At 64.3% G+C, this 22230-nt stretch carries 20 protein-coding genes; 8 read left to right on the top strand and 12 right to left on the bottom strand.

Annotated features, from left to right (window positions below; translation table 11 throughout):
• Positions 1-73 precede the first annotated feature (73 nt).
• From NH396_RS02000 to NH396_RS02025, 6 genes are all read right to left on the bottom strand, one after another.
• Positions 74-1156, bottom strand: coding sequence for a TRAP transporter substrate-binding protein (locus tag NH396_RS02000; RefSeq protein WP_253061215.1), 1083 nt, complete (start codon positions 1154-1156; stop codon positions 74-76).
• A gap of 102 nt (positions 1157-1258) precedes the next feature.
• On the bottom strand, positions 1259-2209 hold the full coding sequence (locus NH396_RS02005) for an FCD domain-containing protein (protein ID WP_253061217.1): 951 nt from the start codon (positions 2207-2209) through the stop codon (positions 1259-1261).
• 156 nt (positions 2210-2365) lie between these two features.
• Complete coding sequence (locus NH396_RS02010; RefSeq protein ID WP_153636358.1) at positions 2366-2647, bottom strand: DUF6506 family protein; 282 nt, start codon at positions 2645-2647, stop codon at positions 2366-2368.
• Between the two features lie 277 nt (positions 2648-2924).
• Positions 2925-4187, bottom strand: coding sequence for a serine hydroxymethyltransferase (gene glyA / locus NH396_RS02015; RefSeq protein WP_175088535.1), 1263 nt, complete (start codon positions 4185-4187; stop codon positions 2925-2927).
• Between the two features lie 232 nt (positions 4188-4419).
• On the bottom strand, positions 4420-7161 hold the full coding sequence (locus NH396_RS02020; protein ID WP_253061219.1) for an FtsX-like permease family protein: 2742 nt from the start codon (positions 7159-7161) through the stop codon (positions 4420-4422).
• A complete protein-coding gene (locus NH396_RS02025; RefSeq protein WP_253061221.1) occupies positions 7154-7957 on the bottom strand; it encodes an ABC transporter ATP-binding protein in 804 nt (267 codons plus the stop codon). Before NH396_RS02025 ends, NH396_RS02020 begins: the two co-directional genes overlap by 8 nt.
• 92 nt (positions 7958-8049) lie before the next feature.
• Here NH396_RS02025 and NH396_RS02030 point away from each other — a divergent pair, with 92 nt between their 5' ends.
• Complete coding sequence (locus NH396_RS02030) at positions 8050-8790, top strand: arylesterase (protein WP_253061223.1); 741 nt, start codon at positions 8050-8052, stop codon at positions 8788-8790.
• A gap of 190 nt (positions 8791-8980) precedes the next feature.
• Positions 8981-9901, top strand: a complete 921-nt coding sequence (gene ppk2, locus NH396_RS02035) for a polyphosphate kinase 2 (protein WP_253061225.1) — start codon at positions 8981-8983, stop codon at positions 9899-9901.
• 39 nt (positions 9902-9940) lie between these two features.
• On the opposite strand, the gene NH396_RS02040 is transcribed toward ppk2, so the two are convergent.
• Positions 9941-10861 carry a DMT family transporter gene (locus NH396_RS02040; RefSeq protein ID WP_253061227.1) on the bottom strand — a complete coding sequence of 307 codons (921 nt, stop codon included), beginning with the start codon at positions 10859-10861 and terminating at the stop codon, positions 9941-9943.
• A 144-nt stretch (positions 10862-11005) separates the two neighbouring features.
• Between NH396_RS02040 and NH396_RS02045 the strand changes: the two genes are divergently transcribed.
• Positions 11006-12031, top strand: a complete 1026-nt coding sequence (locus tag NH396_RS02045) for a zinc transporter ZntB (protein WP_176677640.1) — start codon at positions 11006-11008, stop codon at positions 12029-12031.
• A 39-nt stretch (positions 12032-12070) separates the two neighbouring features.
• Here the strand turns inward: NH396_RS02045 and NH396_RS02050 are convergent, their stop codons facing one another.
• Complete coding sequence (locus NH396_RS02050) at positions 12071-12394, bottom strand: SelT/SelW/SelH family protein (RefSeq protein ID WP_253061229.1); 324 nt, start codon at positions 12392-12394, stop codon at positions 12071-12073.
• 354 nt (positions 12395-12748) lie between these two features.
• Between NH396_RS02050 and NH396_RS02055 the strand changes: the two genes are divergently transcribed.
• From NH396_RS02055 to NH396_RS02075, 5 genes are all read left to right on the top strand, one after another.
• Positions 12749-14056 carry an MFS transporter gene (locus NH396_RS02055; protein WP_253061540.1) on the top strand — a complete coding sequence of 436 codons (1308 nt, stop codon included), beginning with the start codon at positions 12749-12751 and terminating at the stop codon, positions 14054-14056.
• Positions 14057-14335: 279 nt separating this feature from the next.
• The gene (locus tag NH396_RS02060) at positions 14336-14776 is read left to right on the top strand and encodes a PAS sensor domain-containing protein (RefSeq protein ID WP_043331389.1); all 441 of its coding nucleotides are present in this window, start codon (positions 14336-14338) and stop codon (positions 14774-14776) included.
• 263 nt (positions 14777-15039) lie between these two features.
• The gene (locus tag NH396_RS02065; RefSeq protein ID WP_176677643.1) at positions 15040-15285 is read left to right on the top strand and encodes a PA3496 family putative envelope integrity protein; all 246 of its coding nucleotides are present in this window, start codon (positions 15040-15042) and stop codon (positions 15283-15285) included.
• A gap of 193 nt (positions 15286-15478) precedes the next feature.
• Entirely contained in the window at positions 15479-17140 is a 1662-nt protein-coding gene (ettA, locus tag NH396_RS02070; RefSeq protein ID WP_176677644.1) for an energy-dependent translational throttle protein EttA, read from the top strand.
• A gap of 288 nt (positions 17141-17428) precedes the next feature.
• Positions 17429-18778 (top strand): DUF2254 domain-containing protein, encoded by a 1350-nt coding sequence (locus NH396_RS02075; RefSeq protein ID WP_253061231.1) that lies wholly within the window; start codon positions 17429-17431, stop codon positions 18776-18778.
• A gap of 172 nt (positions 18779-18950) precedes the next feature.
• Here the strand turns inward: NH396_RS02075 and NH396_RS02080 are convergent, their stop codons facing one another.
• The 4 genes from NH396_RS02080 to alr form a co-directional block, all read right to left on the bottom strand.
• Positions 18951-19112 (bottom strand): DUF1328 domain-containing protein, encoded by a 162-nt coding sequence (locus NH396_RS02080; RefSeq protein WP_043331394.1) that lies wholly within the window; start codon positions 19110-19112, stop codon positions 18951-18953.
• Positions 19113-19541: 429 nt separating this feature from the next.
• Positions 19542-19925, bottom strand: a complete 384-nt coding sequence (locus tag NH396_RS02085) for a hypothetical protein (RefSeq protein ID WP_253061233.1) — start codon at positions 19923-19925, stop codon at positions 19542-19544.
• A gap of 8 nt (positions 19926-19933) precedes the next feature.
• Entirely contained in the window at positions 19934-20851 is a 918-nt protein-coding gene (lpxL, locus tag NH396_RS02090; protein ID WP_253061235.1) for an LpxL/LpxP family Kdo(2)-lipid IV(A) lauroyl/palmitoleoyl acyltransferase, read from the bottom strand.
• Between the two features lie 60 nt (positions 20852-20911).
• The gene (gene alr, locus NH396_RS02095; protein ID WP_176677649.1) at positions 20912-22063 is read right to left on the bottom strand and encodes an alanine racemase; all 1152 of its coding nucleotides are present in this window, start codon (positions 22061-22063) and stop codon (positions 20912-20914) included.
• Between the last annotated feature and the right edge of the window lie 167 nt (positions 22064-22230).

Consider the following 22230-nt stretch of genomic DNA (forward strand, 5'->3'; position numbering starts at 1 on the left):
TCGTGTCGCCAAAAGCGTGGCTAGCTGTCTCTTGCCACGCGGCGGCTGGTGCCCATTCCGCGCGCCAGCGGGCTCACATCAGGTTGCGGTCGGTCAGGAAGCTGACCACGGACTCGTAGACCTTGCCGGTCAGCTCATTCTTCTCGGCCCACACCTTCCACTCCTGCTGCGCGATGCGACGGAACTTGGCGCGCTCCTCCGGCGCCATGTCGATCACCTCGATATCCGGATTGGCACGCGCCGCGCTCACCGCCTTGATGTCACGCGCCTTGAGGGTGAAGACCATGTCGTAGGCCATCGCGTCGGTAGCGGTCTCCATGATCGCCTTGAGATCCGCCGGCAGGCCGTCCCAGATGCCCTTGTTCATCGACACCGCCACCATCGGCAACGAGTGGAAGCCCGGGTAGGACGGGTACTTGGCGAAGCTGTGCAGGCCCTGGTCATCATTGGTGGCGAAGACGGTGTAATCCGCCGCGTCGATCACGCCCTTCTCCAGGCCGGTGTAGACCTCGGAGCCCGGCAGGTTGACGGGTGCCGCGCCGGCCTTTTGGAAGATGTTGTAGACCATGCCTTCCGGCGCACGCACCTTGAGGCCCTTGAGGTCATCGACGGTGCGCACCGGCTTCTTGGAGACGAAGGACTCAAGCCCGGTGGCGCCCGCGCCGATCAGATGCACGCCGTAGGGCTCGACCAGCTCGTTGTAGAGCTCCTCACCGCCGCCGTGCTGCATGTACTCGAGATATTCCAGCGGGTCACCCCAGGCACCCACCAGGTTGCCCAGCATGCCGAAGGCCGGATTCTGACCCGAGAAGTAGGACGGATCGGTCAGGTGGCCCTGCAGGATGCCGGCGCTGACGGCGTCCAGCGTCTGGTTGGCCTGCACCACGGCATTGACCGGCAGGATCTCGATGGCGATGCGGCCATCCGACATGGCCTTGATGCTGTCGGCCCAGGCCTTCTTGACCTCGAACTGCGGCTCCCCGGCCGTCTCGGAGGTCTGGAAGGTCCATTCGTATTCGGCCGCCCAGCTCGGTGTGGCGATCAGCGTGGCGGCCACGGCGCTGGACAGCGCCAGCGCCTTGAGCGTGACACGGGCGGGAGCGGCAGTAGTGCGCGGCGAGGTAGTGGTGAGCGACGAGATAGTGGAACGCGGCATGGTGAAACTCCTGGCTTGTTGTTATGACGTGTTATGACGTTCTGTGGTCAATGGAAGACGTGCAGGCACTTTCCGGCGTGGCGAAACGCCGTGAGGTGCCGTTCACTCGCTTGACAGCGGTGCAGACAGGCTGGGCAGCTGGCCGAAGCGACGCAGCAGCTCCAGCGGTTCCTGGGCGCGCCCGGCAGGATGGCTGCCTTCAGGGCCTGCAGGCATGGCCAGCCCGAGGTCCTGGCCGGTGCGGTCCAGCACATGCAGGGTCGCGGCGTGGGCGGCATCGGGCTGGCGCAGACGAATCGCTTCCATCACCGCGCGATGGCGGCCGAGGCTGTCACCCAGCTCCGAGGCATTGTGATTGGAGGTCGCCACCAGCAGGCTGATCGACGGCTTGAGCACATGGCCAAGCTGCGCCCAGATGACGTTGTGGGTCGCGGCGAAGATGGCGTCATGGAAGGCGATATCGGCGCGGTCGAACTCCTCCATGGCGCTGCCGCCATGCACCGCTGCGGCCATGCCGTCGTAGGCCTGCTCGATGGCGGACAGGTCCTGGGCGGTGGCCTCGGTGGCCGCCAGGGCGGCGACGAAGGGTTCGATGGAGATGCGGAAGGCGTAGATGTCCCGCGCCAGCTGCGGATGCGGCATCGCGTAGCGTGTCATCCAGCCGGTGACACGCGGATCGAGCAGATGCCACTCGCTGAGAGGATTGACGCGGGTACCCTGGCCGGTGGTGCGGGTGAGAATCCCGGCATTGACCAGGCTCTGGATCGCGGTGCGCACGGTGGCGCGGCTCTGGGCGTGCTGATCGCACAGGTCCAGCTCACGAGGAATCAGGCTGCCCGGCGGGTAGCGATTCTCGAAGATGGCCTGCGCCAGCCATTCGGCGACATCGACACGCGCGGTCGAGGTGTCGCCGGGTGAGGCAGACGTTCCAGAAGAGGCATTGGCGCGCGGGCTGCCGCCAGCGGCACTCGTGGTAGGCGTGGTCATGATCGAACGTTCCTTGATGGCGTGGCGCGTCATTTGTAGCTCGCGCACATCCTTCACGGGATGCATCGCGGCGCGCTCTTGTCCGTCAAGGAATAGCCCATGTCAGACATGCCAACAAGACACCCTAGACCAAGGGTGAGACCCGACTTTGGTCACACCTTTACGCAACTCCCTGTTGCAAAAGGGCTATTCAGGTACTGGCAATTTCCCCCTGTGCTGGCGTCAGGCCGTGAATCGCACGCGACCGATCGACACCGTACGCTCGGCACCGCTGTCCGCGACCACCGTTCTCAGCGCTGCCTCACCTGCCGCGCCGAAACTTGCCGACAGCTCGATCTGGCTGACGCCCTGGGCGACCAGCTCACTGACCAACCGCTCGGCGGCTCTCAGCGTCCCCAGCGTGGCGACGGAAATGCGGACCTCGCCGCTACCCTGACTGCTCAGTGAGGTATTGCCGCTATTCTCGACCAGGATCAGAAAGGCATGGTGCTGCATGACGGCCATGAAAGCCTCCTTGCACGAAGATGAGCAGAGTGTGTCCGGCATCGAGAATAGCGTAGCGCGCCCACTCCCGGGCACAGGCTGATATTTCTGAGCGCTGGTTGACCACTCTCCCACCCCGCTGCGCATCACACCACTCGGCCTCGGCTGGCCGTGGTGCGGGCACAAAAAAACGCCTGCCGCTTGCGCGACAGGCGTTTCTCGTCCGGTGCATGACAGCGCAACGCCACTGTCAGCACTGCTGCGATGAGGGCCAGCCGGGCTGGCACCTCGTCACGCCTCAGGCGTAGACCGGCAGACGTGCACAGACGGCGGAGACCTTGGCCTGCACCTCGGCTTCGGCAGCGGCGGAATCGCCAGCGACCATCGCATCGAGGATATCGCAGATCCAGCCGGCCAGTTCCAGACACTCCTGCTCCTGGAAGCCACGCGTGGTGACGGCCGGGGTACCGATACGCAGACCGGAAGTGACGAACGGCGACTGCGGGTCACCCGGTACGGCGTTCTTGTTGACGGTGATGTGGGCACGGCCCAGCGCAGCGTCAGCGTCCTTGCCGGTCAGGCCCTGCTTGACCAGAGACAGCAGGAACAGGTGGTCTTCGGTGCCGCCGGAGACGACTTCGAAGCCGCGCTCCAGGAACACGGACGCCATCGCCTTGGCGTTCTTGACCACTTGCTTCTGGTAAGCGGTGAAGGCCGGGTCCATCGCTTCCTTGAAGCAGACTGCCTTGGCCGCGATGACGTGCATCAGCGGGCCGCCCTGGCCACCCGGGAAGACAGCGGAGTTCAGCTTCTTCTCGATGTCGGCATCGCCTTCGGCGGACAGGATCAGGCCGCCACGCGGACCACGCAGGGTCTTGTGCGTGGTGGTGGTGACGACGTGGGCGTGGGGCAGCGGGCTCGGGTAGACGCCAGCGGCGACCAGACCGGCCACGTGGGCCATGTCGACCAGCAGGTAGGCACCCACTTCGTCGGCGATCTTGCGGAACTCGGCCCAGTCGATGATCTGGGAGTAGGCGGAGAAGCCGGCGATGATCATCTTCGGCTTGTGCTCACGCGCCAGACGCGCGACTTCGGCGTAGTCGATCAGGCCGTTCTCGCCCAGACCGTACTGCACGGCGTTGTAGTGCTTGCCGGAGAAGTTCGGACGTGCACCGTGAGTCAGGTGACCCCCCGCGTCCAGGCTCATGCCCAGAATAGTGTCGCCCGGCGAGACCAGCGCCTGGAAGACGGCACTGTTGGCCTGGGAACCGGCGTGCGGCTGAACGTTGGCGTAGGTAGCACCGAACAGTTCGCAGGCACGATCGATGGCCAGCTGCTCGACCTTGTCGACGAACTCGCAACCACCGTAGTAACGCTTGCCCGGGTAGCCTTCCGCGTACTTGTTGGTCAGCTGGGAGCCTTGCGCCTGGATAACGCGGGGGCTGGCGTAGTTCTCGGAGGCGATCAGCTCGATGTGAGCTTCCTGGCGAACGACTTCGTCGTCCATGGCGCTCAGGAGCGCATCATCAAAACCGGCAATCTGCATGTCACGGGTGAACATCGGGTGTCCTCGCCTGAAGGGTGATGACGACAGCGAATTCCGGCGCGGCCGGCTCGCCATCTGGGGGTAAGATCAGGACCAGCATGATACCTCAGCCAGCGGTCCGATTCACATGAATCAGCATCATTGTTAACGCAAGACGGCCCCATGACCGAGACAATGATCATGAGGCCGCAGGTTGACGTCGTCAGGCGTCATCATCCGGCGCTGCGATGACGAGGCCTGATGGCCCTTACTGCAGGGCGCGCAGCCCCGCCATCGGCGGCTGACGCCTCACGTCTCTCGACAGCCAGAAGCCCAGCCCGCCGATCAGCACACCCCCCGCCAGCGGCAGCAGCACCCACAGCCACGGATGCAGCACCACCGGCAGCCCCAGCCAGCCGGAATAGAGACCGACCGCCGCGCCTTCGGCGAGCATCGCCGCCAGCAGCCCACTGAGCAGACCGAGCAACACGAACTCAGCGGCCTGCAGGCGGGCCAGCAGCCCCTGACCGGCGCCGAACACCTTGTACAGCGCGCCTTCGTGCTCACGTGCCGGACGACTGGCCACCAGCGCCGCGTAGAGCACGCTGGCCCCCGCCAGCAACACCAGCCCCAGAATCAGCTCCACCGCACGCGACACCTGGGCGATCAGCTCCTGCACGCGGGTCAGGATGGCGTCGATATTGATCAACGACACGCTGGGATAGTCACGCACCAGTGGCGCCAGCTTGCGCTCATCCTCGAGATGAAACGCCGTCATGTAGCTGTGGGCGAAGCTCTCGAGCGCGCCGGGCGGGAAGATGACGTAGAAGTTGGGCAGGAAGCTGTCCCAGTCGACATGGCGCAGATTGACCACCTGCGCCTTGACGGTCTCGCTGCCGATGGTAAACGACAGGCTGTCACCGATGACCAGCCCCATGCGCTCGGCAAGCTCTTCCTCCATCGACACCGGCACGCCCTGCGCGGCGGCGAGGCGGCGGCGCGTCTCGCTGTCTGCCTCGGCGAAATCACTGATCGGCACCCACTCGCCCGCCGACAGGCGGTTGTGGTCCGGCAGATCACGATGCCAGGTCAGGTTCAGCTCACGCTGCGGAACGCCCTGCTGCTCGCCGTCCCCCTCGTCGCTGCGTCCTTCCTGCATGCCGCCTGCCGCCGGCTGATCCGACTGGGCCGACGTATTGCTGCCAGCAGCCTGGAGTCCCTGCTGGGTGCGTCCCAGCAGGGACTCGCCCTTGAGCGCCGTGATGCGTCCACGCACCATCGGGTAGAGCTCGCTCTGGCTGTCGCCGGCCTGCTCATCCACCATCGCGGTCAGCTGCTCGCCGAAGGCCTGCTGCTCTCCGGGCTGGATATTGATCGCGAAGTGATTGGGCGCATTGGTCGGAATCTGCGCCTGCCAGCGGGTGATCAGATCACCGCGTACCAGCGCGATCAACGCCATCGCCGCGAAGGTCACGGCAAAGGCCACCAGCTGACCGAGGCTGGCACCGCGCCGCCTGGCCAGCATGCCGCCGGCGAGGCGAATCGGCCGGCTCCAGCCACCCTGACCGCGCATGCGCGCCACCACCTTGAGCATCAGCGACAGCAGCAGCTGTCCCACCACCATCAACAGCCCCAGCGCGATGATGCCACCGACCAGCAGACCGGCCGCCAGAGTGAGGTCACCCGAGTAGAGCCACATCAGGGCACCGAACACCAGACTGGCGATCGCCACCACCACCCACGCCGAGGCAGGCAGCGGGGCCAGTTCACGCCGCAGCACCTTGAGCGCGCTGACCTGACGCAGGCGCAGCAGCATCGGGCCGGCGAAGCCGACCAGCACCGCCAGCGCCGTCAGAACTCCCAACGCCAACGGCAGCGGCCCCGGTGCGGGCAGCTCAAGCGGCAGGAAGCGTTCCAGCAACGCCACCAGTCCCATCTGGCCCAGTAGGCCCAGCACCGCACCCCCGGTGCTCGCCAACAGGGCCAACCAGCCGAGCTGGGCTGCGAACAGCCGTGACAGCTGACGCTGAGAGGCACCGAAGCAGCGCCACAGCGCGGCGCTATCCAGGTGGCGCTCCACATAGCGGCGCGTCGACATCGCCACCGCGACCCCGGCCAATAGCACCGCCACCAGCCCGGCCAGACTCAGGTACTTGTCGGCACGCTCCAGAGAGCGCCCCAGACGCGGGCGGTCTTCGCGCACGTCCTTGAGGCGTACCTCGGCGTTGTCGGCACTCGCCAGCAGCGGCGCGATGGCATCACGTGCCTGCTGCACCGACGCCGGATCGCCCGCCGCCAGCAGGCGATATTCCATCCGCGAGCCGGGCTGAATCAGACCGGTGGCGTCGAGATCTTCCATGTTGAACATCAGGCGCGGGCTGAACTCGGAAAAGCCGCCCTGCTGATCAGGCTCACGCGTGATCAGGCCACTGATGGTGAGCTGCTTGCGCCCGACCGTCAGGGTATCGCCGACCTCGGCCGACAGCGCCATGGCCAGACGCGGCACGATCCACGCCTCGCCTGGCGGCGGAATCTCCGCGCGCGAGCTGGTGCCTGGCGCCTGAGCCTCCTCGCCCGTGGCGTCCGACTCCAGCTCCACCCGGCCGGCGAGCGGATAGCCCGGCGACACCGCCTTGAGACTCGACAGCACGAAGCTGTCGTCGTGGGAAGCCATCGAGACCATGCCCAGCTGCGGCGACATCTCAAGCCCCGCCGCGCGGAAGGCCTCGGCGAAGCGCGGATCGAGCGGGTTGCTGGACTCCAGCACCAGGTCCCCGCCGAGCAGCTGACTCGCCTGGCGATTGAGTCCACGGTCGAGACGATCCAGGAAGAAGCCGATCATGGTGGTCGCGGCGACCGCCAGCATCAGCGCCAGAAAGAGCGCGCGCACATCACTGGCGCGCAGGTCACGCAGCAGGCCACGCAGTGCCAGCGGCAGGCGCGCCCCACGCGGGCGCTGCGCATTGGCGGAAGATGTCGCCGCGCGGTCAGACACCCGGGACTCAGACATCGTCGCCTCCTTGTGGCGTCGCCACGGCCGGCGCACTCGCCTCATCCTGCCACTCCACCAGCTTGCCGGCCTCGAGGTTCAGGCAGCGATCACAGCGCCTGGCCAGCGTCAGATCATGGGTGACCAGAATCAGCGTGGTGCCCCGCTCACGGTTGAGGGTGAACAGCAGCTCCGCGATGCGCTCGCCGGTGGCGGTATCCAGATTGCCGGTCGGCTCATCGGCGAACACCAGCCCCGGCCCCGCGACGAAGGCGCGCGCGATGGCCACGCGCTGCTGCTCGCCGCCGGACAGATGACGCGGCAGGTGATCGAGCCGCTCTCCCAGCCCGACCCGCGTCAGCCAGTCACGTGCTTGCGCCTCGATATCGCCCTGCGGGGCCAGCTCCAGCGGCATCAGCACGTTCTCCAGCGCCGTCAGCGTCGGCAACAGCTGGAAGTTCTGGAACACGAAGCCGACCTGCCCCGCGCGCAGTGCCGCACGGCCATCCTCGTTGAGCCCTGCAAGCGAGCTTCCGAACAGGCGGATATCGCCCTCGCTCGGGCTGTCCAGACCCGCCAGCAGACCCAGCAGCGTCGACTTGCCGGAGCCGCTGGCCCCGATGATGGCGACGCTTTCACCGGCCTGCACGGCAAGCTCCAGGTCTTCGAGGATGGTCAGGCGCCCTTCGCCACTGGTCACCCGCTGCGCCAGTCCGCTCACTTCCAGCACCGGTGCAGGCGTTGCGCTGGCCTGCGCGTCTGACGAGGTTTGATCCGACGCAGGGGTCACGTCGTTAATGGAGGCGTTATGTGACATCGTGTCTGCTCGCTTATGGTAGAGAACGGGGTGGGCACGAACTCCAGACCCCGAAACGGGTATGAATAGTGTGCAGATGATGGAGATGATGAATGCAGAAATGGCTAGTGAATCGCCGTGACACCCAGTGCCTGGCGAGCGGTGGCAAAGCTCCCGGCACGCCGGGACTCAAGCGGCTGCGCAATGCCCTCGCCAGTACGGCACTGAGCCTCGTGGCCGTGCTGACACCTCAGATGGCGCTGGCCGACGCGCCGGCCCCGTGGCTGGTGGTCGGCGACTCCATCTCGGCCGGCTACGGCATCGACAGCAGCCAGGGCTGGGTCGCACTGCTCGACATGCGCCTCGAGAACCGCCTGGGCAGCGATGCGCCTGAGGTCATCAATGCCAGCATCAGCGGCGACACGACCGAAGGCGGCCTCAATCGTCTGCCGGCACTGCTCGAGCGACACGACCCTTCACTGGTGATGATCGAACTGGGCGGCAACGACGGCCTGCGTGGCCTGCCACCCGCCCGCATGCAGGCCAATCTGGCCAGCATGATCGAGGCCGTGGAAGACGCCGATGCCCAGCCGGTGCTGCTCGGCATCGAGATCCCGCCCAATTACGGCCCGGCCTACACCGATGCCTTCCGTCAGGTCTACCGGGATCTGGCCGACGAATATTCCGTGCCGCTGGTGCCCTTCATCCTCGAAGGCATCGCCACGGCCCCGGCCAGCGAGAAACTGATGCAGCAGGACCGCATCCACCCCACCGCCAAGGCACAACCGCAGCTGCTCGACACCATCTGGCCGACACTCGCGCCACTGGCGCAACACGCGACGTCAGCGGAGTGATCAATATCAGGCGCGGCGCATGTCACGCCAGCTTGCATGCGCCTACCTTGCCGCGAGATGACAATCCGCGCCTGGCTGATCAATGCCTGTCAGGCAGGCCATCTGGGCCATGAGGCCTTGCAGCGCTGACGTCATCAGCCCGAGTCGTCGGTCGTCGGGGCCAGGCCCCATCCTCACAGGGAATACTGCCATGAGTAAATCCAACAACAGGAAGGCGGATGCCGGCAAGGCGCATTCGAAGGCCAAGGATGCCAAGCGCAAGGGCGCCAAGGGCAAGGCCGGCAAGAAGCACGCCACTGGCGATGCCCCGCGCATGACGCTGGGGCCGGTCTCCAGTGACGCCTACCCCTACGACGAGCGCCTCAAGCGCAAGGTCTATGAGGCCGAGAAGCGCGCGCTGCAGATCGAGCTGCTCAAGGTGCAGCATTGGCTGCGTGACAGTGGCGGACGTCTGGCCATCGTGTTCGAGGGGCGGGACGCCGCCGGCAAGGGCGGCACCATCAAGCGCTTCATGGAGTATCTCAATCCACGTTTCGCGCGCATCGTCGCCCTCGACAAGCCCAACGAGACGGAAAAGGGCCAGTGGTATTTCCAGCGCTATGTCTCTCGCTTCCCCACCAGTGGGGAGATCGTGCTGTTCGATCGCAGCTGGTACAACCGCGCCGGGGTCGAGGCGGTGATGGGGTTCGCCACGCCGGAGGAAGTCGAACGCTTCCTGGTTCAGGTGCCCCAGCAGGAGCGCCTGTGGGTCGAGGATGGCCTGCACCTGGTCAAGCTGTACTTCTCGGTGTCCCGCGAGGAGCAATCGATCCGCTTCGCCAAGCGCGCCGCCGACCCGCTGACCCACTGGAAACTGTCACCGATGGACGCCGTGGCGCAGGAGAAATGGGATGAGTACACCGATGCCGCCGAGGCCATGTTCGCGCGCACGCACAGCGATCATGCGCCCTGGACGCTGATCCGCTCCGACGACAAGCGCAGGGCCCGTATCGGCGCGCTGCGTCATGTGCTCAGTCAGCTCGACTACCCCGGCAAGGACAAGAAGATGATCGGCACCCCGGACCCGCTGATCGTGGTGGATGCCGATCGCCTCATCCTGCCCGACGACTGACGATCGAGTGACGGGCGGTGCACTGACGGCGCAGCTCGCTCAGGTCGACCGTGACAGCTCCGCCGGTGCCTTCTGTAGCTGCTGCAGACCGAGTCCGGCCAGAATCAGCACCAGCCCTGCCAGCGTCGAGGTCAGAATCGGCTCGCCGACGATGAAGTGCAGCAGCGTCAATGAGATGGGCGGCGACAGGAAGATCAGATTGGAGACCTTGGCGGTGCGCGATACCTTGTGCACCGCCAGCTGCCAGAGCACGAAGGCGATACCCATCTCGCACAGGCCGACATAGATGCCCGCCGTCAGCGCCTGGGGGTTGGCGCCTGCGCCGATGAAGTTGCCGAAGCCCGGCCCGAAGGCCACCAGCAGCGTCAGCACCGGCAAGGCGATGCTGAAGTTCTGCCACTGGGCGACCAGCGGCGCGCGCGAGTCACGCGCATTGAGCAACCAGTAGAGCGCCCATAGCAGGGTCGAGCCCAGCGCCAGCCCGACGCCCAGCGGGTCGGCGAAGGCGACATCGAATATCTCGCCACGCGTGGCGATGGTCCAGACACCGGCATAGGCAATCAGCCCCGCCGCGACGTCGATGCGCGTCAGGCGCTGCGCGAGAATCGGTACGGCAAGAAAGGCCATCGCCAGCGCCCAGGTGTAATTGAGCGCCATCGCCTCCTGGCCCGGCAGTCGCGCGTAGGCGCCGAACAGCACCAGATAGTAGCCGACCGGATTCATCAGGCCAGCCCAGAGTGCCGTACGCCAGCCACCCCGCCAGCCGGTGGTGAGCGCTTCGCGCAGCTTGCCCTGACGCCACATGAGCACGCCGATCAACAGCCACGACACCAGTGCCGCCAGCCATACCAGCTCCAGCGGCGACATCTGCGCAAGTGCCAGCTTGAAGGCGGTCGCCACCGTCGACCACAGGGCCACGGCTCCCAGACCGTAGAGCATGGCTTCCCTATCCTGACTCATGGCATCCTTCCTCGCATTTCGGGTATCGCCTTCCTGGCGATGAGTGGCATGGCGATGGCAGCGACACTGCCCACGGCCTGACATTCGAGCATCGCGTGCCCTGCCCGCTGCTGCAAGCCGCGCCACCAAAAAGGAATTTCGTGAATGAGTGATGCCACCGATACGCAAGCCGCGCCGACACCTGCGCCCCCCGCGGGAGATGACTCGGCCACGGCACTGGTCAGCGCCTATCGCCTAGATGGCAAGGGCGGCGCCAGCCTGCTCGATGATGACAGCCTGCGCGAGCAATGGCAGGACCCCGACGCGCTGATCTGGATGCACCTCGATTACACCCGCGGCGACGTCAATGACTACCTGGACGACCTTGCCCAGCTGGATGAGCCAAGCATCGAGGCCCTGACTGAGCTGGACACCCGCCCGCGCGTGGCGCGCTTCGGCGGCGGCATGGTCACCACGCTGCGCGGTATCAATCTCAATCCCGGCGCCGCGCCGGAAGACCTGCTGTCACTGCGCCTGTGGATGAGCCCGACCCGCCTGATCACCCTGCGCCGTCGGCCGTTCCAGTCGATCACTCAGGTGCGTGAGCAACTGGAAGTCGGCCAGGGCGCGGAAAGCATTTCCTGGCTGCTGGCGATGCTCAGCGATGCGCTGGTCGATCGCGTGGCGGAGCTCAGCCATCGCCTCGATGAGCAGCTCGCCAACCTCGAGGAAGACCAGCTCAATGATGTCGAGATCGACCCCGATGACATTACCCGCCTGCGGCGCCCCCTGATCACTCTGCGACGCTTCATGGGGCCGCAGCGCGACTGTCTGGCACAACTCTCCCAAGGGCCATTGTGGATCGATGAGCAGGCGCGTCTGGACCTGCGCGAGATCGCCAATCAGCTGTCGCGCTACGTGGAGGATTTTCAGGCCATGCAGGAGCGCGCGCTGATCATCCATGAACAGCGCATGAGTGAGCACAACGAGCAGCTCAACCAGCGCATGTATCTATTGTCGGTGATCACCGCCGTTTTCCTGCCGCTGGGCTTTCTCACCGGGCTGCTGGGGGTCAACGTCGGTGGCATACCGGGCAGCGACAGCCAGTGGGGCTTCGCTGCCTTCGTCGGCATCACGCTGGGCGTGGTGGCGATGCAGCTGTGGCTGCTCAAGCGCAAGAAATGGTGGTGAGCGCACCCATGGCGTAGCGGAGCTGCTGGAAAACCCTGCTTACTGGCCCTGCTCACGACTGGCGCGGTCGATGTGGCCCAGATCGCGCTCTGGGTCGAGCACATCTCGCACGCGCTGCTTGAGATCACGACTGTCGGGGAAGCCGCCGTCGCGCTTGCGCTCCCACAGTACCAGCCACTCCGAATCAGGAGTGGCCTGGCACAGCACCTCGAAATGGCCGCAGTGACTCGGCGCCAAGGCCACCTCACCGAGGTCTTCCCCGAAGGTGGACAGCAGTTCCTGTGCATACCAGGCCGCTCGCAACAGCCAGTTGCAGCCGGTGCAGTAGTGAATCCGGACTTTCAGCGTGGATGCCTGATCCATGGTGGTGCCTGCTCCAATCAATGATGTAATGATCACTTCACTGCACTGTCGCGCAATGGTCAACACCATAAAGCTACACACAAACTTTACATAAACTATACTCGGCGCAGTCATTCCTTCAGTTGAGGTCGCACTGCGATCGATCCTTCTTCAACCGGCAGTACGGACGTGATCTGCATCACGACTTCCCGTACACGACGCCGATAGCGGAGCCCTGGCCACATGTCACCCCTGCCTTCCTCTACCGAGGCCTCCTCACCGACAGACGCTCAAGACCGCGAGACTGAGCGGGAGTCTGCAGACAAAGCCCACGAGAGGCCGTCGGGCAGCGGACAGAGTCGCTTCTTCGAGCGCATGACCGGCGATGAAGATTCGCGCATGTGCAAGGACATCTCCGAGGATGCCTGTCACCAGCAGCCCGGCAACTTCTGGCGTCACCTGCTGGCCTCGCTGGGCACCAAGCTTGCCGACGAGATGGCCAGTGCACGACTGGTATTGCCGTGGCTATTGGGGTTGATCGGGGCGCCGGTGTGGATGGTGGGACTGCTGGTGCCGATTCGCGAGGCCGGCGCCCTGCTGCCTCAACTGCTGGTGGCAGGCTTCATTCGCCCACTGCCGCAACGCAAGTGGGTGTGGGTCGCCGGGGCCTCCACCCAGGCCTTGATGGCGCTGGGGCTGATGATGATCAGCCTACTGGCCGAGGGCAACTTCGCCACGCGTCACGGACTCGATGGCACCCTCGCAGGCAGCCTGGTTCTGCTCCTGTTGATCCTGCTGTCGCTCGGGCGCGGAGTGGCTTCCATTGCTACCAAGGATGTGCTGGGCAAGACCATCGCCAAGCAGCGCCGTGGGCGCCTGATGGGCTGGAGTGGCAGTGTGGCGGGGGCGATGACCCTGCTGGCCGGCGTCGCCTTGATGCTGCTGGGCGAGCAGCCCGGGCAGCAGGTGCTGGCGATACTGATGGCTATCGCGGCGCTGGGCTGGACACTCAATGCCCTGTGCGCCGCCATGATCCGTGAGGACAGCGGTGCCACCAGCGGCGGCGCCAATGCCTGGGAGACGGTGCGCGACGGGGTCATCCAGCTCAAGCATGACGTCGCCTTTCGCAACTTCAATCTGGCACGCGCCCTGCTGCTCTCAAGCGCCCTGGCACTGCCCTATATCGCCTTGCTCGGCCAGCAGCAGAGCGGTGAGAGTCTGGGCGGCCTGGGCGCGCTGGTGGTGGTATCAGGACTGGCCGGGATGCTGGCCAGTCCCATCTGGGGCAGGCTGGCCGACACCTCCAGCCGCCGCGTGATGCGCAACGCAGGGGCCGGCGCCGCTGTCTGCTGCGCCCTGGCCGGCAGCATGGCCTGGTGGCCGCAGGCGCTGGCCGACAGCATCTGGAGCTACGCGCTGGTCTACGGGCTGCTGGTGATCGCCCACGCCGGTATCCGCCTGGGACGCAAGACCTACGTGGTCGATCTCGCCACCTCTGACAATCGCGCCCTCTACGTCGCACTCTCCAACACCCTGACCGGCGTGCTGATGCTGGTACTGGGGTTGTTGATCGGCGGGCTCGCCCAGTGGCTGGGCAGTGAATGGTTGCTGATGATTCTGGCGGTCGTCGCGGCCTGTGCCGCGCTCTGCGCGCAGCGCCTGCCGGAAGTGGAGGACGACTGAGCATCCGGGGCGGGCGTGACGGCTCCCCTGCTACCCCTTTTACCTCTATACCCCTCTCTCCCCCTTATGTATCTGATCGACTCTCACGCTGACAGGGCCTGACAACGATGTCGGGCCCTGCCACATTAGCGGCTGCGATTGCATAAGCCGCGTCTCCCCGCCATAGTGAAACCGATCATGGTGCTGGAATGTCCGGGCACACGGACAGGCACCCTACTACCCGTACTCTCGGGCTCGGTCTTCAGGACCGGGTTCTCAAGCCGCAAGGATCAGAGTCAGATGAAAAGACCTCACATGATCAGCCCCGAGCTGCTCGAGAGAGTCGTGAATGCCTCGGACGATGGCATCGTAGTGGCGGAACAGGAAGGCGATGAGAACATCCTGATCTACGTGAATCAGGGCTTCGAGCGCCTCACCGGTTACAGCGCCGACGAGATTCTCTACCGCGATTGCCGCTTCCTGCAGAATGATGACCGCGATCAGCCGCAGCTGGACAACATCCGTGCCGCGCTGCGCGACAAGCGTCCGTGCCGCGAGATACTGCGCAACTATCGCAAGGATGGCAGCCTGTTCTGGAATGAACTTTCCATGACACCGGTCTTCGATGAGCATGACAACCTGCAGTATTTCGTTGGTGTCCAGAAGGATGTCACCGGCCTGATGACCGCCAAGGAAGAGCTGGAACGCCTGCGCGCGGAGCACCCCAGCGAGTCCAACTGATCGCCACACGCTAAAGATCAGGCGCCGCATTGCGCCAGCAACGACAACGCCCACCCCACCGGTGGGCGTTGTCGTTATGGGCCTCTCGCCTTTGGCAATTGGCGAAAGCCCTGACAGGCCGAGCGAAAGGCTTGTCATCCTCGCCGACGGGCGGTATATAGCCAGAGAGCCTTCGGCGCATCGCCGCTGGCGGTGCCCGGTAGCACAGGCCAGTCCAGGCGCTGGATATCGGGCAGGTCGTTCCAAGATCGTGAGGTCCGCCCATGGCCCGTGAACAATTCCTCGATGATATCGATGCCACGGCACTCGCCGAAGACAGCCCCACCGAAGTGGACTTCGAGCTGTCGCCCTCCAGCGCACCTGCCAAGCCACAACGCAGTGACTCCCGCCAACGTCTTGAAGCCCTGCTCGAGGAGCGCGCCTTGGCTCGCTCAATCCGCGAAGGCTGGGACGATGAAGCCGACGACGATGACCTGATCGGCGCCAGCGACTGGGGCGAAGAGGAGTAAGCTCGCCACCAGCGGCGTGCAGGGGAAGGGAAGCCGGGGAGCGGTCAGGCCATGGAAGGGGTCGACGTCAGGACAGGGAATGTCATGCAGTGAGTCGCCGCGCTCGCCTGGCACAGGCTGCCCGGCTGGCCAAGCGTGACGCCGGGCACTATCATCTGCGCGTCATTCCATTCTCCAACCAAATTGGGATTCCATGGCGCAATACGTCTATACCATGAACCGGGTGGGCAAGGTCGTTCCCCCGAAGCGCGAGATTCTCAAGGACATCTCGCTGTCCTTCTTCCCGGGTGCCAAGATCGGTGTGCTCGGTCTCAACGGCTCGGGCAAGTCCTCGCTGCTGCGCATCATGGCCGGCGTCGATCAGGACTACAACGGCGAAGCACGTCCCATGCCGGGTCTGAATGTCGGCTACCTCCCCCAGGAGCCGGAACTGGATGATTCCAAGAACGTGCGCGAGTGCGTGGAAGAATCCCTGGCCCACATCAAGAACGCCCAGGCCGAACTTGATGAAGTCTATGCCGCCTACGCCGAGCCGGACGCCGATTTCGACGCCCTCGCCGCGCGTCAGGCCAAGCTGGAAGACCTGATCCAGGCCTCCGACGCCCACAACCTCGAGCGCAAGCTGGAAGTGGCTGCCGAAGCGCTGCGTCTGCCGCCGTGGGATGCCAATGTCGGCGTGCTGTCCGGTGGTGAGCGCCGCCGTGTCGCACTGTGCCGTCTGCTGCTCTCCAGCCCGGACATGTTGCTGCTGGACGAGCCGACCAACCACCTGGACGCCGAATCCGTCGCCTGGCTGGAACGCTTCCTGCACGACTACTCCGGCACCGTGGTGGCCATCACCCACGACCGCTACTTCCTCGACAACGTCGCCGGCTGGATTCTCGAGCTGGACCGTGGCCAGGGCATTCCCTTCGAAGGCAACTATTCCTCGTGGCTCGAGCAAAAGGACGCTCGCCTGCAGCAGGAAGCCAAGCAGGAAGCCTCACGCAACAAGGCCATCCAGCAGGAGCTCGAATGGGTTCGTCAGAACCCCAAGGGCCGTCAGGCCAAGAGCAAGGCGCGTCTCAACCGCTTCGAGGAAATGCAGTCCGGTGATTTCCAGAAGCGCAACGAGACCAACGAGATCTACATTCCGCCGGGACCGCGCCTGGGTGACAAGGTCATCGAGCTGCACAACGTCACCAAGCGTTTCGACGACAAGCTGCTGTTCGATGATCTTTCCTTCACCATCCCCCCGGGTGCCATCGTCGGTATCGTCGGCGGCAACGGTGCAGGTAAATCCACGCTGTTCAAGCTGGTGACCGGCAAGGACACCCCGGACAGCGGTGAAGTCGTGCTGGGCGAGACCGTCAAGGTCGCCTACGTCGAGCAGCTGCGTGATGGCCTGGAAGACAATCAGACCGTCTGGGAAGCCGTCTCCGGCGGTCAGGACATGCTCAACATCAATGGCCATGAAGTCTCGTCGCGCGCCTATGTCGGCCGCTTCAACTTCAAGGGCACCGACCAGCAGAAGCGTCTGTCTGATCTGTCCGGTGGTGAGCGTGGCCGTCTGCAGCTGGCCCAGACCCTGAAGCAGGCTGCCAACGTGCTGCTGCTGGATGAGCCATCCAACGACCTGGACATCGAGACCCTGCGCGCGCTGGAAGAGGCTCTGCTGGCCTTCCCGGGCTGTGCGATGGTCATCTCGCACGACCGCTGGTTCCTCGATCGCATCGCGACCCACATCCTCGCCTACGAGGGTGACTCCAACGTGGTGTTCTTCGAAGGCAGCTATACCGAGTACGAAGCGGACTATCACGCGCGCGTCGGCAACGATGCTCCCAAGCGCATGAAGTACAAGCGTATCGACGCCTGATGAGCCGGCGGGGTCAGCCACGCTGATCGACGCAAGTCTCAAGACGCCCTCACCGCTCACCCGGTGGGGCGTCTTGCCATCGGGCCCTGCTGTCCGTTCCAGTCTGTCCGTTCCAGTTCGTCCGCTCTGTCTGCGCTGTTCTGCTTCTTCCCCACCTCCTCACCTCCAGACCCCTCCTGCCAGCACGTCATGCTGACTTGCAGTGATCGACGCGAGCCGTCATAACAGGAGCTTGCCAATCAATCCGTTCGGGAATCGTCTATGCATCGCTGGCTACAGCAACCCCTCATGTGGCTGCGAACCTGGACCACCAGCATCGCCTATCTCCCCAGCATGCTGGCCATGGTCTATACCCTGCTGGGATTGATCTCGGTGATGCCCTCCGGGCTGCCGGATCCTTCCTCGCTGCCGAACAGCGACTTTTTCGAAGCACTGGCCTTCAAGGAACATGACACCCCGCGCACCCTGCTGGCGGCACTGGTCGGCGGCCTGATCTCGCTGATGGTGTTCAGCTTCACCATGGTGATGAGCGTGCTCACCCAGGCAGGCGCGCAGTTCTCCCACAAGTTGCTGCTGGGCCTGGTGACCGAGCGCCACCACCAGCTGGTGCTCGGCCACTACCTGGGCAGTCTGCTGTTCCTGCTGGTCAACCTGATGGTGCCCAATACGGGAGACTCCCCGACCCTGTGGCGCTCGCTGGCCGTCTATCTGGGCGTGCTGATGATGGTCAATTGCCTGGGGATGTTCGTCTACTTCATCCATCAGGTTTCGCAGTCGGTGCAGATCAACGCCGTTGCGCGGCGCCTGTCCGGACGCACCCGCCTCTCGCTGGAACGCCTGCGTCAGCGCAATCGTGACGATGGCTTCTGCGAGCGCGAGGTCAGCCGTGACGACGACCAATGCCAGCTGCTGCGGGCACGCAGGCGTGGCTACATCCAGCAGGTCGACTTCTCGGCGCTGCGCCAACTGGCCATCAAGCATGACATGGTGGTGCATCTGGATTTCGCGCTGGGCGCCTTCATCGTCAGCGGCATGCCCTTGATGCGCATCGAGTGGCCCAACGGCCTGCCCAAGGGTGCGACGGCGGGGGAAGAGCTCGATGAAGAACAACAGGCCGAACTGATCAAAAATCTGCGTGCCACGCTTGGCTACCTGGATGGGGAGTCCGTCGAGGACCTGCACGAGCACGGCCTGACCCAGCTGATGGAAGTCGCCATCAAGGCACTGTCACCCGGCATCAATGACCCCGGCACGGCACGTCTTTGCATGCACCAGCTGACCGAACTGCTCAGCGAGCGCATGTCGGTGCCGCTGTGCAATTGTTGCGTGGATGATCACAAGGCCGTGCGCGTCAGCTGGCAGATGGAGTCCTTCGCAAGCCTCCTCTACCGCTCCATCACGCCGATTCTGCATTATGGTCGTGATGACCTCTCGATCTGCCTGGCCCTGCTGGAGCTGTTGAAGACCCTGTCCCTGATGGGCGCGCAATACGGCCATCTGGTGCTGCTGCAACAGCATGCCGACAAGGTGGTAGAGGCGATTCTCGCCCAGGCCGAATTCGAGGTGGATCGTCGCTTCATCGAACACAGCCTGCAGGCCGGTCACCATCGTCTGAACCTGCCCAGCCCTCAGTGGTAAAAAGGCCAGCGCCTGAACGCAAGACGCCCGCGACGGTCGATCACCGTCGCGGGCGTTGCTGTCTCTGAGCCGTACTATTTCTGAGCCGTACTGTCTCGAAGTCGACTGTCCGATCACGTGACGGCTTGCGGCCTATTGCCGTCAGTCTGACCCGTGGCAGGGAATCAGAGCCTCACGGCTTGCGGCGGCTCTTGAAGAAGGACACCAGGAACAGCACCAGGAAGATCACGAACAGGACCTTGGCGATGGTCGCTGCGGTGCCGGCGATGCCGCCGAAGCCCAGCACTGCGGCAATGACAGCGACGATCAGAAAGATGATGGCGTAGTTGAGCATGTCAATTCCTTATGTCATGTGAGAATTGTCGCAGCGGAGTCAGGCCCTGACGGATGACGCCTCAGGCGCACTCCAGAGTGCTGAAAACAGCGGTCAGGAGGCGTGTCAGCCACCTGACTCGTTATTGCCAAAATGGTAATAAACTAAAGCTTTGTCAACATGATGTCGCACTTAAGTAAAAGAATTTCCCGCAGCCCTTCTGATGGGTTGAAAGCCTGCCCCGTCATCCGCACGTCTTGTGATAGGCACACGACAGGCGGCACTCGGTTGACCGCACGCATGCAGCTCGGGCAGATGATGTTGCTTGTCGGGTGCCGCCTTACACAGCAAAGGCCCCGTTCGGCGAGATGCCGAACGGGGCCTTTGCTGTGTGCATCACTCGTGTCATCCCCCTGACAGCGGCGGATGATCGTTGCCGGAGGTATCGGTTTACAGTGCGGCGATCAAGGCCTCGGCGTAGGCGACGAGATCGGGCTCGCTCATCACCTCGACGCGGTTCAAACCACTGTCGAGGCTCGCCGGCTGACCGTGGCGAACCAGCAAGGTACGTGGATAGCCCGCACCGCCGATGCGCTCACTCATCTGTGCATGAGCATCGCTGAGATAGACCCCACGGGTCTGCTGCACGCATAAGGTCACCAGTGGCAGACCGCCACGGGCAAGCGCCGCCTTGAAGGCAGGCAGTGCCGGACGCTGACGTTCGGTGCAATCCGGGCACCATTCCGCGACCTGATTGAGCACGAAGGTATCGCCAGCGGCCAGCCGCGCTTCCACCTCGGCCAGGGCGGCGTGAGAAGAGATGTCGTTGCTCATGGTTCACCTCAGTACAGGGACGGATCGGTTTTCTCGGGACGTGTCTTGAAGCGACGGTGCAGCCACAGATACTGCTCGGGATGCTTGCGGATCGCCCCTTCGATGAAGGCGTTGATGCGCGTGGCATCGGCGACGTCATTGCCACTCGGGAAGTCGTCCAGCGCCGGCAGATACTCCAGCGTATAGGTACGATTGTCCGGATTGCGGTGGAACATCAAGGGCATCACCGGCGCGCCCGTCATGCGGGCGATCTTGGCCGTCAGCTTGATGGAGGCGGCATCGATGCCGAAGAACGGCGCGAACACGCTGACCTCGCGACCGAAGTCCTGATCCGGTGAATACCACACGCCATGGCCGCTCTTGATGCGACGTACCACACCCCGCAGGTCGTGACGATCGATGGCGGTGCCGAAGATGCCATTGCGCGCACGTGTCATGAAGCGCTCGAACAGCGGGTTGTCGTGGGGGCGATAGACGACATCGGCCGGGAAGAACAGCGAGTGCAGTGCGCCGCCCAGATCCAGGGTCGAGAAGTGGATGCCCACGATCAACGCCCCCTTGCCCTGGGCCATGGCGCGCTCCATGTGCTCCTGCCCCTTGAAGGTCACGCGATCACGCATGTGCTCAGGATCACGACACCAACCTGTGGCCGTCTCGAAGATACCGATGCCGTTGGCGTGGAAGGTCTTGCGTACCTGACGCGCGCGCTCCGCCTCACTCCACTCGGGAAAGCACAGCTTGAGGTTGGTGTCGGTGATGTGACGACGACGCTTGCCGAAGCGCCATGCCAGCTCACCCAGGCCACGCCCCAGCCACAACTTGGCACACCAGGGCAGATAGGCCGAAGCCTTCATGGCACCGATGCCCAGCCAGGTCAGCCAGTAGCGGGGGTGTGCAAAACTCTCGGGATAGCTCTTCTTGGCCATGACTCTCTCGTTCGACGGGCAACGGCGGCCATTGTAGACCGCGCGAGCCTTGCCGTCAGGTCAGGCGTGCGTATCCAGCGGCTGAGCGCTGGCCAACTGCGCGACATCCTGGTCGTCCGCCACACTGCCAACGCCACCATGATAGTGTCTGGGCACGCGCGGCAGCAGCCCCGTCAGCAGCGTATAGCTGATGGTGTCGCAACTGGCGGCGACGCGATTGACCTCAAGCCCCTCGCCCCACAGCACCACCCGTGAGCCGATACCCGCCTCGGGCAGGTCCGTGATATCCACCGTCAGCATGTCCATCGACACCTTGCCGGCCAGCACCGTTTCCTGGCCATCCACCAGCACCGGCGTGCCATCCACGGCGTGGCGATCATAGCCATCGCCATAGCCGCAGGCGACGACACCGATACGCGTGGGACGCGTCGCCACGAAGCGCCCCGAGTACCCCACCGGCTCACCGATGGCGATCTCACGCACGGCAATGATGGCCGAAGACAGCGTCATCACCGGCTTCAGACGCCGGCTGGCGTCATTGGCACCTTCCAGCGGGTCTGCGCCGTAGAGCATGATTCCCGGGCGGTTCCAGGCCGCATGCGTCTCTGGCCAGGCAAGCGTCGCCGGTGAGTTGGCCAGACACAGTGGTAGCTCTGCCTCGGCCGCCAAGGCCGTCACCGCCGCCATCTGCAGCTGGAAGTAGTCTGGTGTCAGGCTGTCAGCGCTGGCGAAGTGCGTCATCAGGTGCAGGTCACGCGCCTTGTCACTTGCCTTGAGGCGCGCCTTGGCATCCAGCACCTGCTCGGCCGTGAAGCCGAGACGATGCATACCTGAGTCGAACTTGATCCAGCAGGACAAGGGCTGCGCAAGCTCACTCTGTTCGAGGGCCGCCAACTGCCATTCACTGTGAATGGCGCACCAGAAGTCATGCTCGGCCGCTAGGGCGTACTCCGCGGCCTCGAACACCCCCTCAAGCAGTACCACCGGATGAGAGATGCCGCCCGCCCGCAGCGCCAGCGCCTCCTCTATCGTGGCCACCGCAAAGGCGGGCGCGAGGTCTGCCAGTGCCTGTGCGCACGCCACCGCGCCATGCCCGTAGGCATCCGCCTTGATCACGGCCAGGGCGCGCGAATGCGGCGCCAGCTCGCAGGCCAGCTGATAGTTGTGACGCAGTGCATCGAGATCAATATCAGCGCGCAGTGGGCGGGACATGAGGGGACTCCAGAGTGATAGGTGAAGATGGCAAACAGCAGAGCAAGCCCCTCAATTATTTTCCATCATCGCCGTCAGGTCACGCTGAAAACCACCAAACTTCCCCCAAATCACCGATATAAACCACTGCCTGTTAAAATATAGGCAGGATTTTCGACCAATACCAC

Origin of the sequence: Cobetia sp. Dlab-2-AX, assembly GCF_024124625.1 — a bacterium.
In the GTDB taxonomy this organism is placed as follows: Bacteria; Pseudomonadota; Gammaproteobacteria; order Pseudomonadales; family Halomonadaceae; genus Cobetia.

What these genes read in the sequence shown, in the direction of transcription:
- NH396_RS02050 (WP_253061229.1), bottom strand. Translation starts at nt 12,394, where the DNA reads ATGGATCAGGCATCCACGCTGAAAGTCCGGATTCACTACTGCACCGGC.
- NH396_RS02045 (WP_176677640.1), top strand. Translation starts at nt 11,006, where the DNA reads ATGAGTGATGCCACCGATACGCAAGCCGCGCCGACACCTGCGCCCCCC.
- ettA (WP_176677644.1), top strand. Translation starts at nt 15,479, where the DNA reads ATGGCGCAATACGTCTATACCATGAACCGGGTGGGCAAGGTCGTTCCC.
- lpxL (WP_253061235.1), bottom strand. Translation starts at nt 20,851, where the DNA reads ATGGCCAAGAAGAGCTATCCCGAGAGTTTTGCACACCCCCGCTACTGG.
- NH396_RS02020 (WP_253061219.1), bottom strand. Translation starts at nt 7,161, where the DNA reads ATGTCTGAGTCCCGGGTGTCTGACCGCGCGGCGACATCTTCCGCCAAT.
- NH396_RS02055 (WP_253061540.1), top strand. Translation starts at nt 12,749, where the DNA reads ATGACCGGCGATGAAGATTCGCGCATGTGCAAGGACATCTCCGAGGAT.
- ppk2 (WP_253061225.1), top strand. Translation starts at nt 8,981, where the DNA reads ATGAGTAAATCCAACAACAGGAAGGCGGATGCCGGCAAGGCGCATTCG.
- NH396_RS02065 (WP_176677643.1), top strand. Translation starts at nt 15,040, where the DNA reads ATGGCCCGTGAACAATTCCTCGATGATATCGATGCCACGGCACTCGCC.
- NH396_RS02000 (WP_253061215.1), bottom strand. Translation starts at nt 1,156, where the DNA reads ATGCCGCGTTCCACTATCTCGTCGCTCACCACTACCTCGCCGCGCACT.
- NH396_RS02075 (WP_253061231.1), top strand. Translation starts at nt 17,429, where the DNA reads ATGTGGCTGCGAACCTGGACCACCAGCATCGCCTATCTCCCCAGCATG.
- NH396_RS02040 (WP_253061227.1), bottom strand. Translation starts at nt 10,861, where the DNA reads ATGAGTCAGGATAGGGAAGCCATGCTCTACGGTCTGGGAGCCGTGGCC.
- NH396_RS02010 (WP_153636358.1), bottom strand. Translation starts at nt 2,647, where the DNA reads ATGGCCGTCATGCAGCACCATGCCTTTCTGATCCTGGTCGAGAATAGC.
- NH396_RS02080 (WP_043331394.1), bottom strand. Translation starts at nt 19,112, where the DNA reads ATGCTCAACTACGCCATCATCTTTCTGATCGTCGCTGTCATTGCCGCA.
- NH396_RS02005 (WP_253061217.1), bottom strand. Translation starts at nt 2,209, where the DNA reads ATGCATCCCGTGAAGGATGTGCGCGAGCTACAAATGACGCGCCACGCC.
- alr (WP_176677649.1), bottom strand. Translation starts at nt 22,063, where the DNA reads ATGTCCCGCCCACTGCGCGCTGATATTGATCTCGATGCACTGCGTCAC.
- NH396_RS02025 (WP_253061221.1), bottom strand. Translation starts at nt 7,957, where the DNA reads ATGTCACATAACGCCTCCATTAACGACGTGACCCCTGCGTCGGATCAA.
- NH396_RS02030 (WP_253061223.1), top strand. Translation starts at nt 8,050, where the DNA reads ATGCAGAAATGGCTAGTGAATCGCCGTGACACCCAGTGCCTGGCGAGC.
- glyA (WP_175088535.1), bottom strand. Translation starts at nt 4,187, where the DNA reads ATGTTCACCCGTGACATGCAGATTGCCGGTTTTGATGATGCGCTCCTG.
- NH396_RS02060 (WP_043331389.1), top strand. Translation starts at nt 14,336, where the DNA reads ATGAAAAGACCTCACATGATCAGCCCCGAGCTGCTCGAGAGAGTCGTG.
- NH396_RS02085 (WP_253061233.1), bottom strand. Translation starts at nt 19,925, where the DNA reads ATGAGCAACGACATCTCTTCTCACGCCGCCCTGGCCGAGGTGGAAGCG.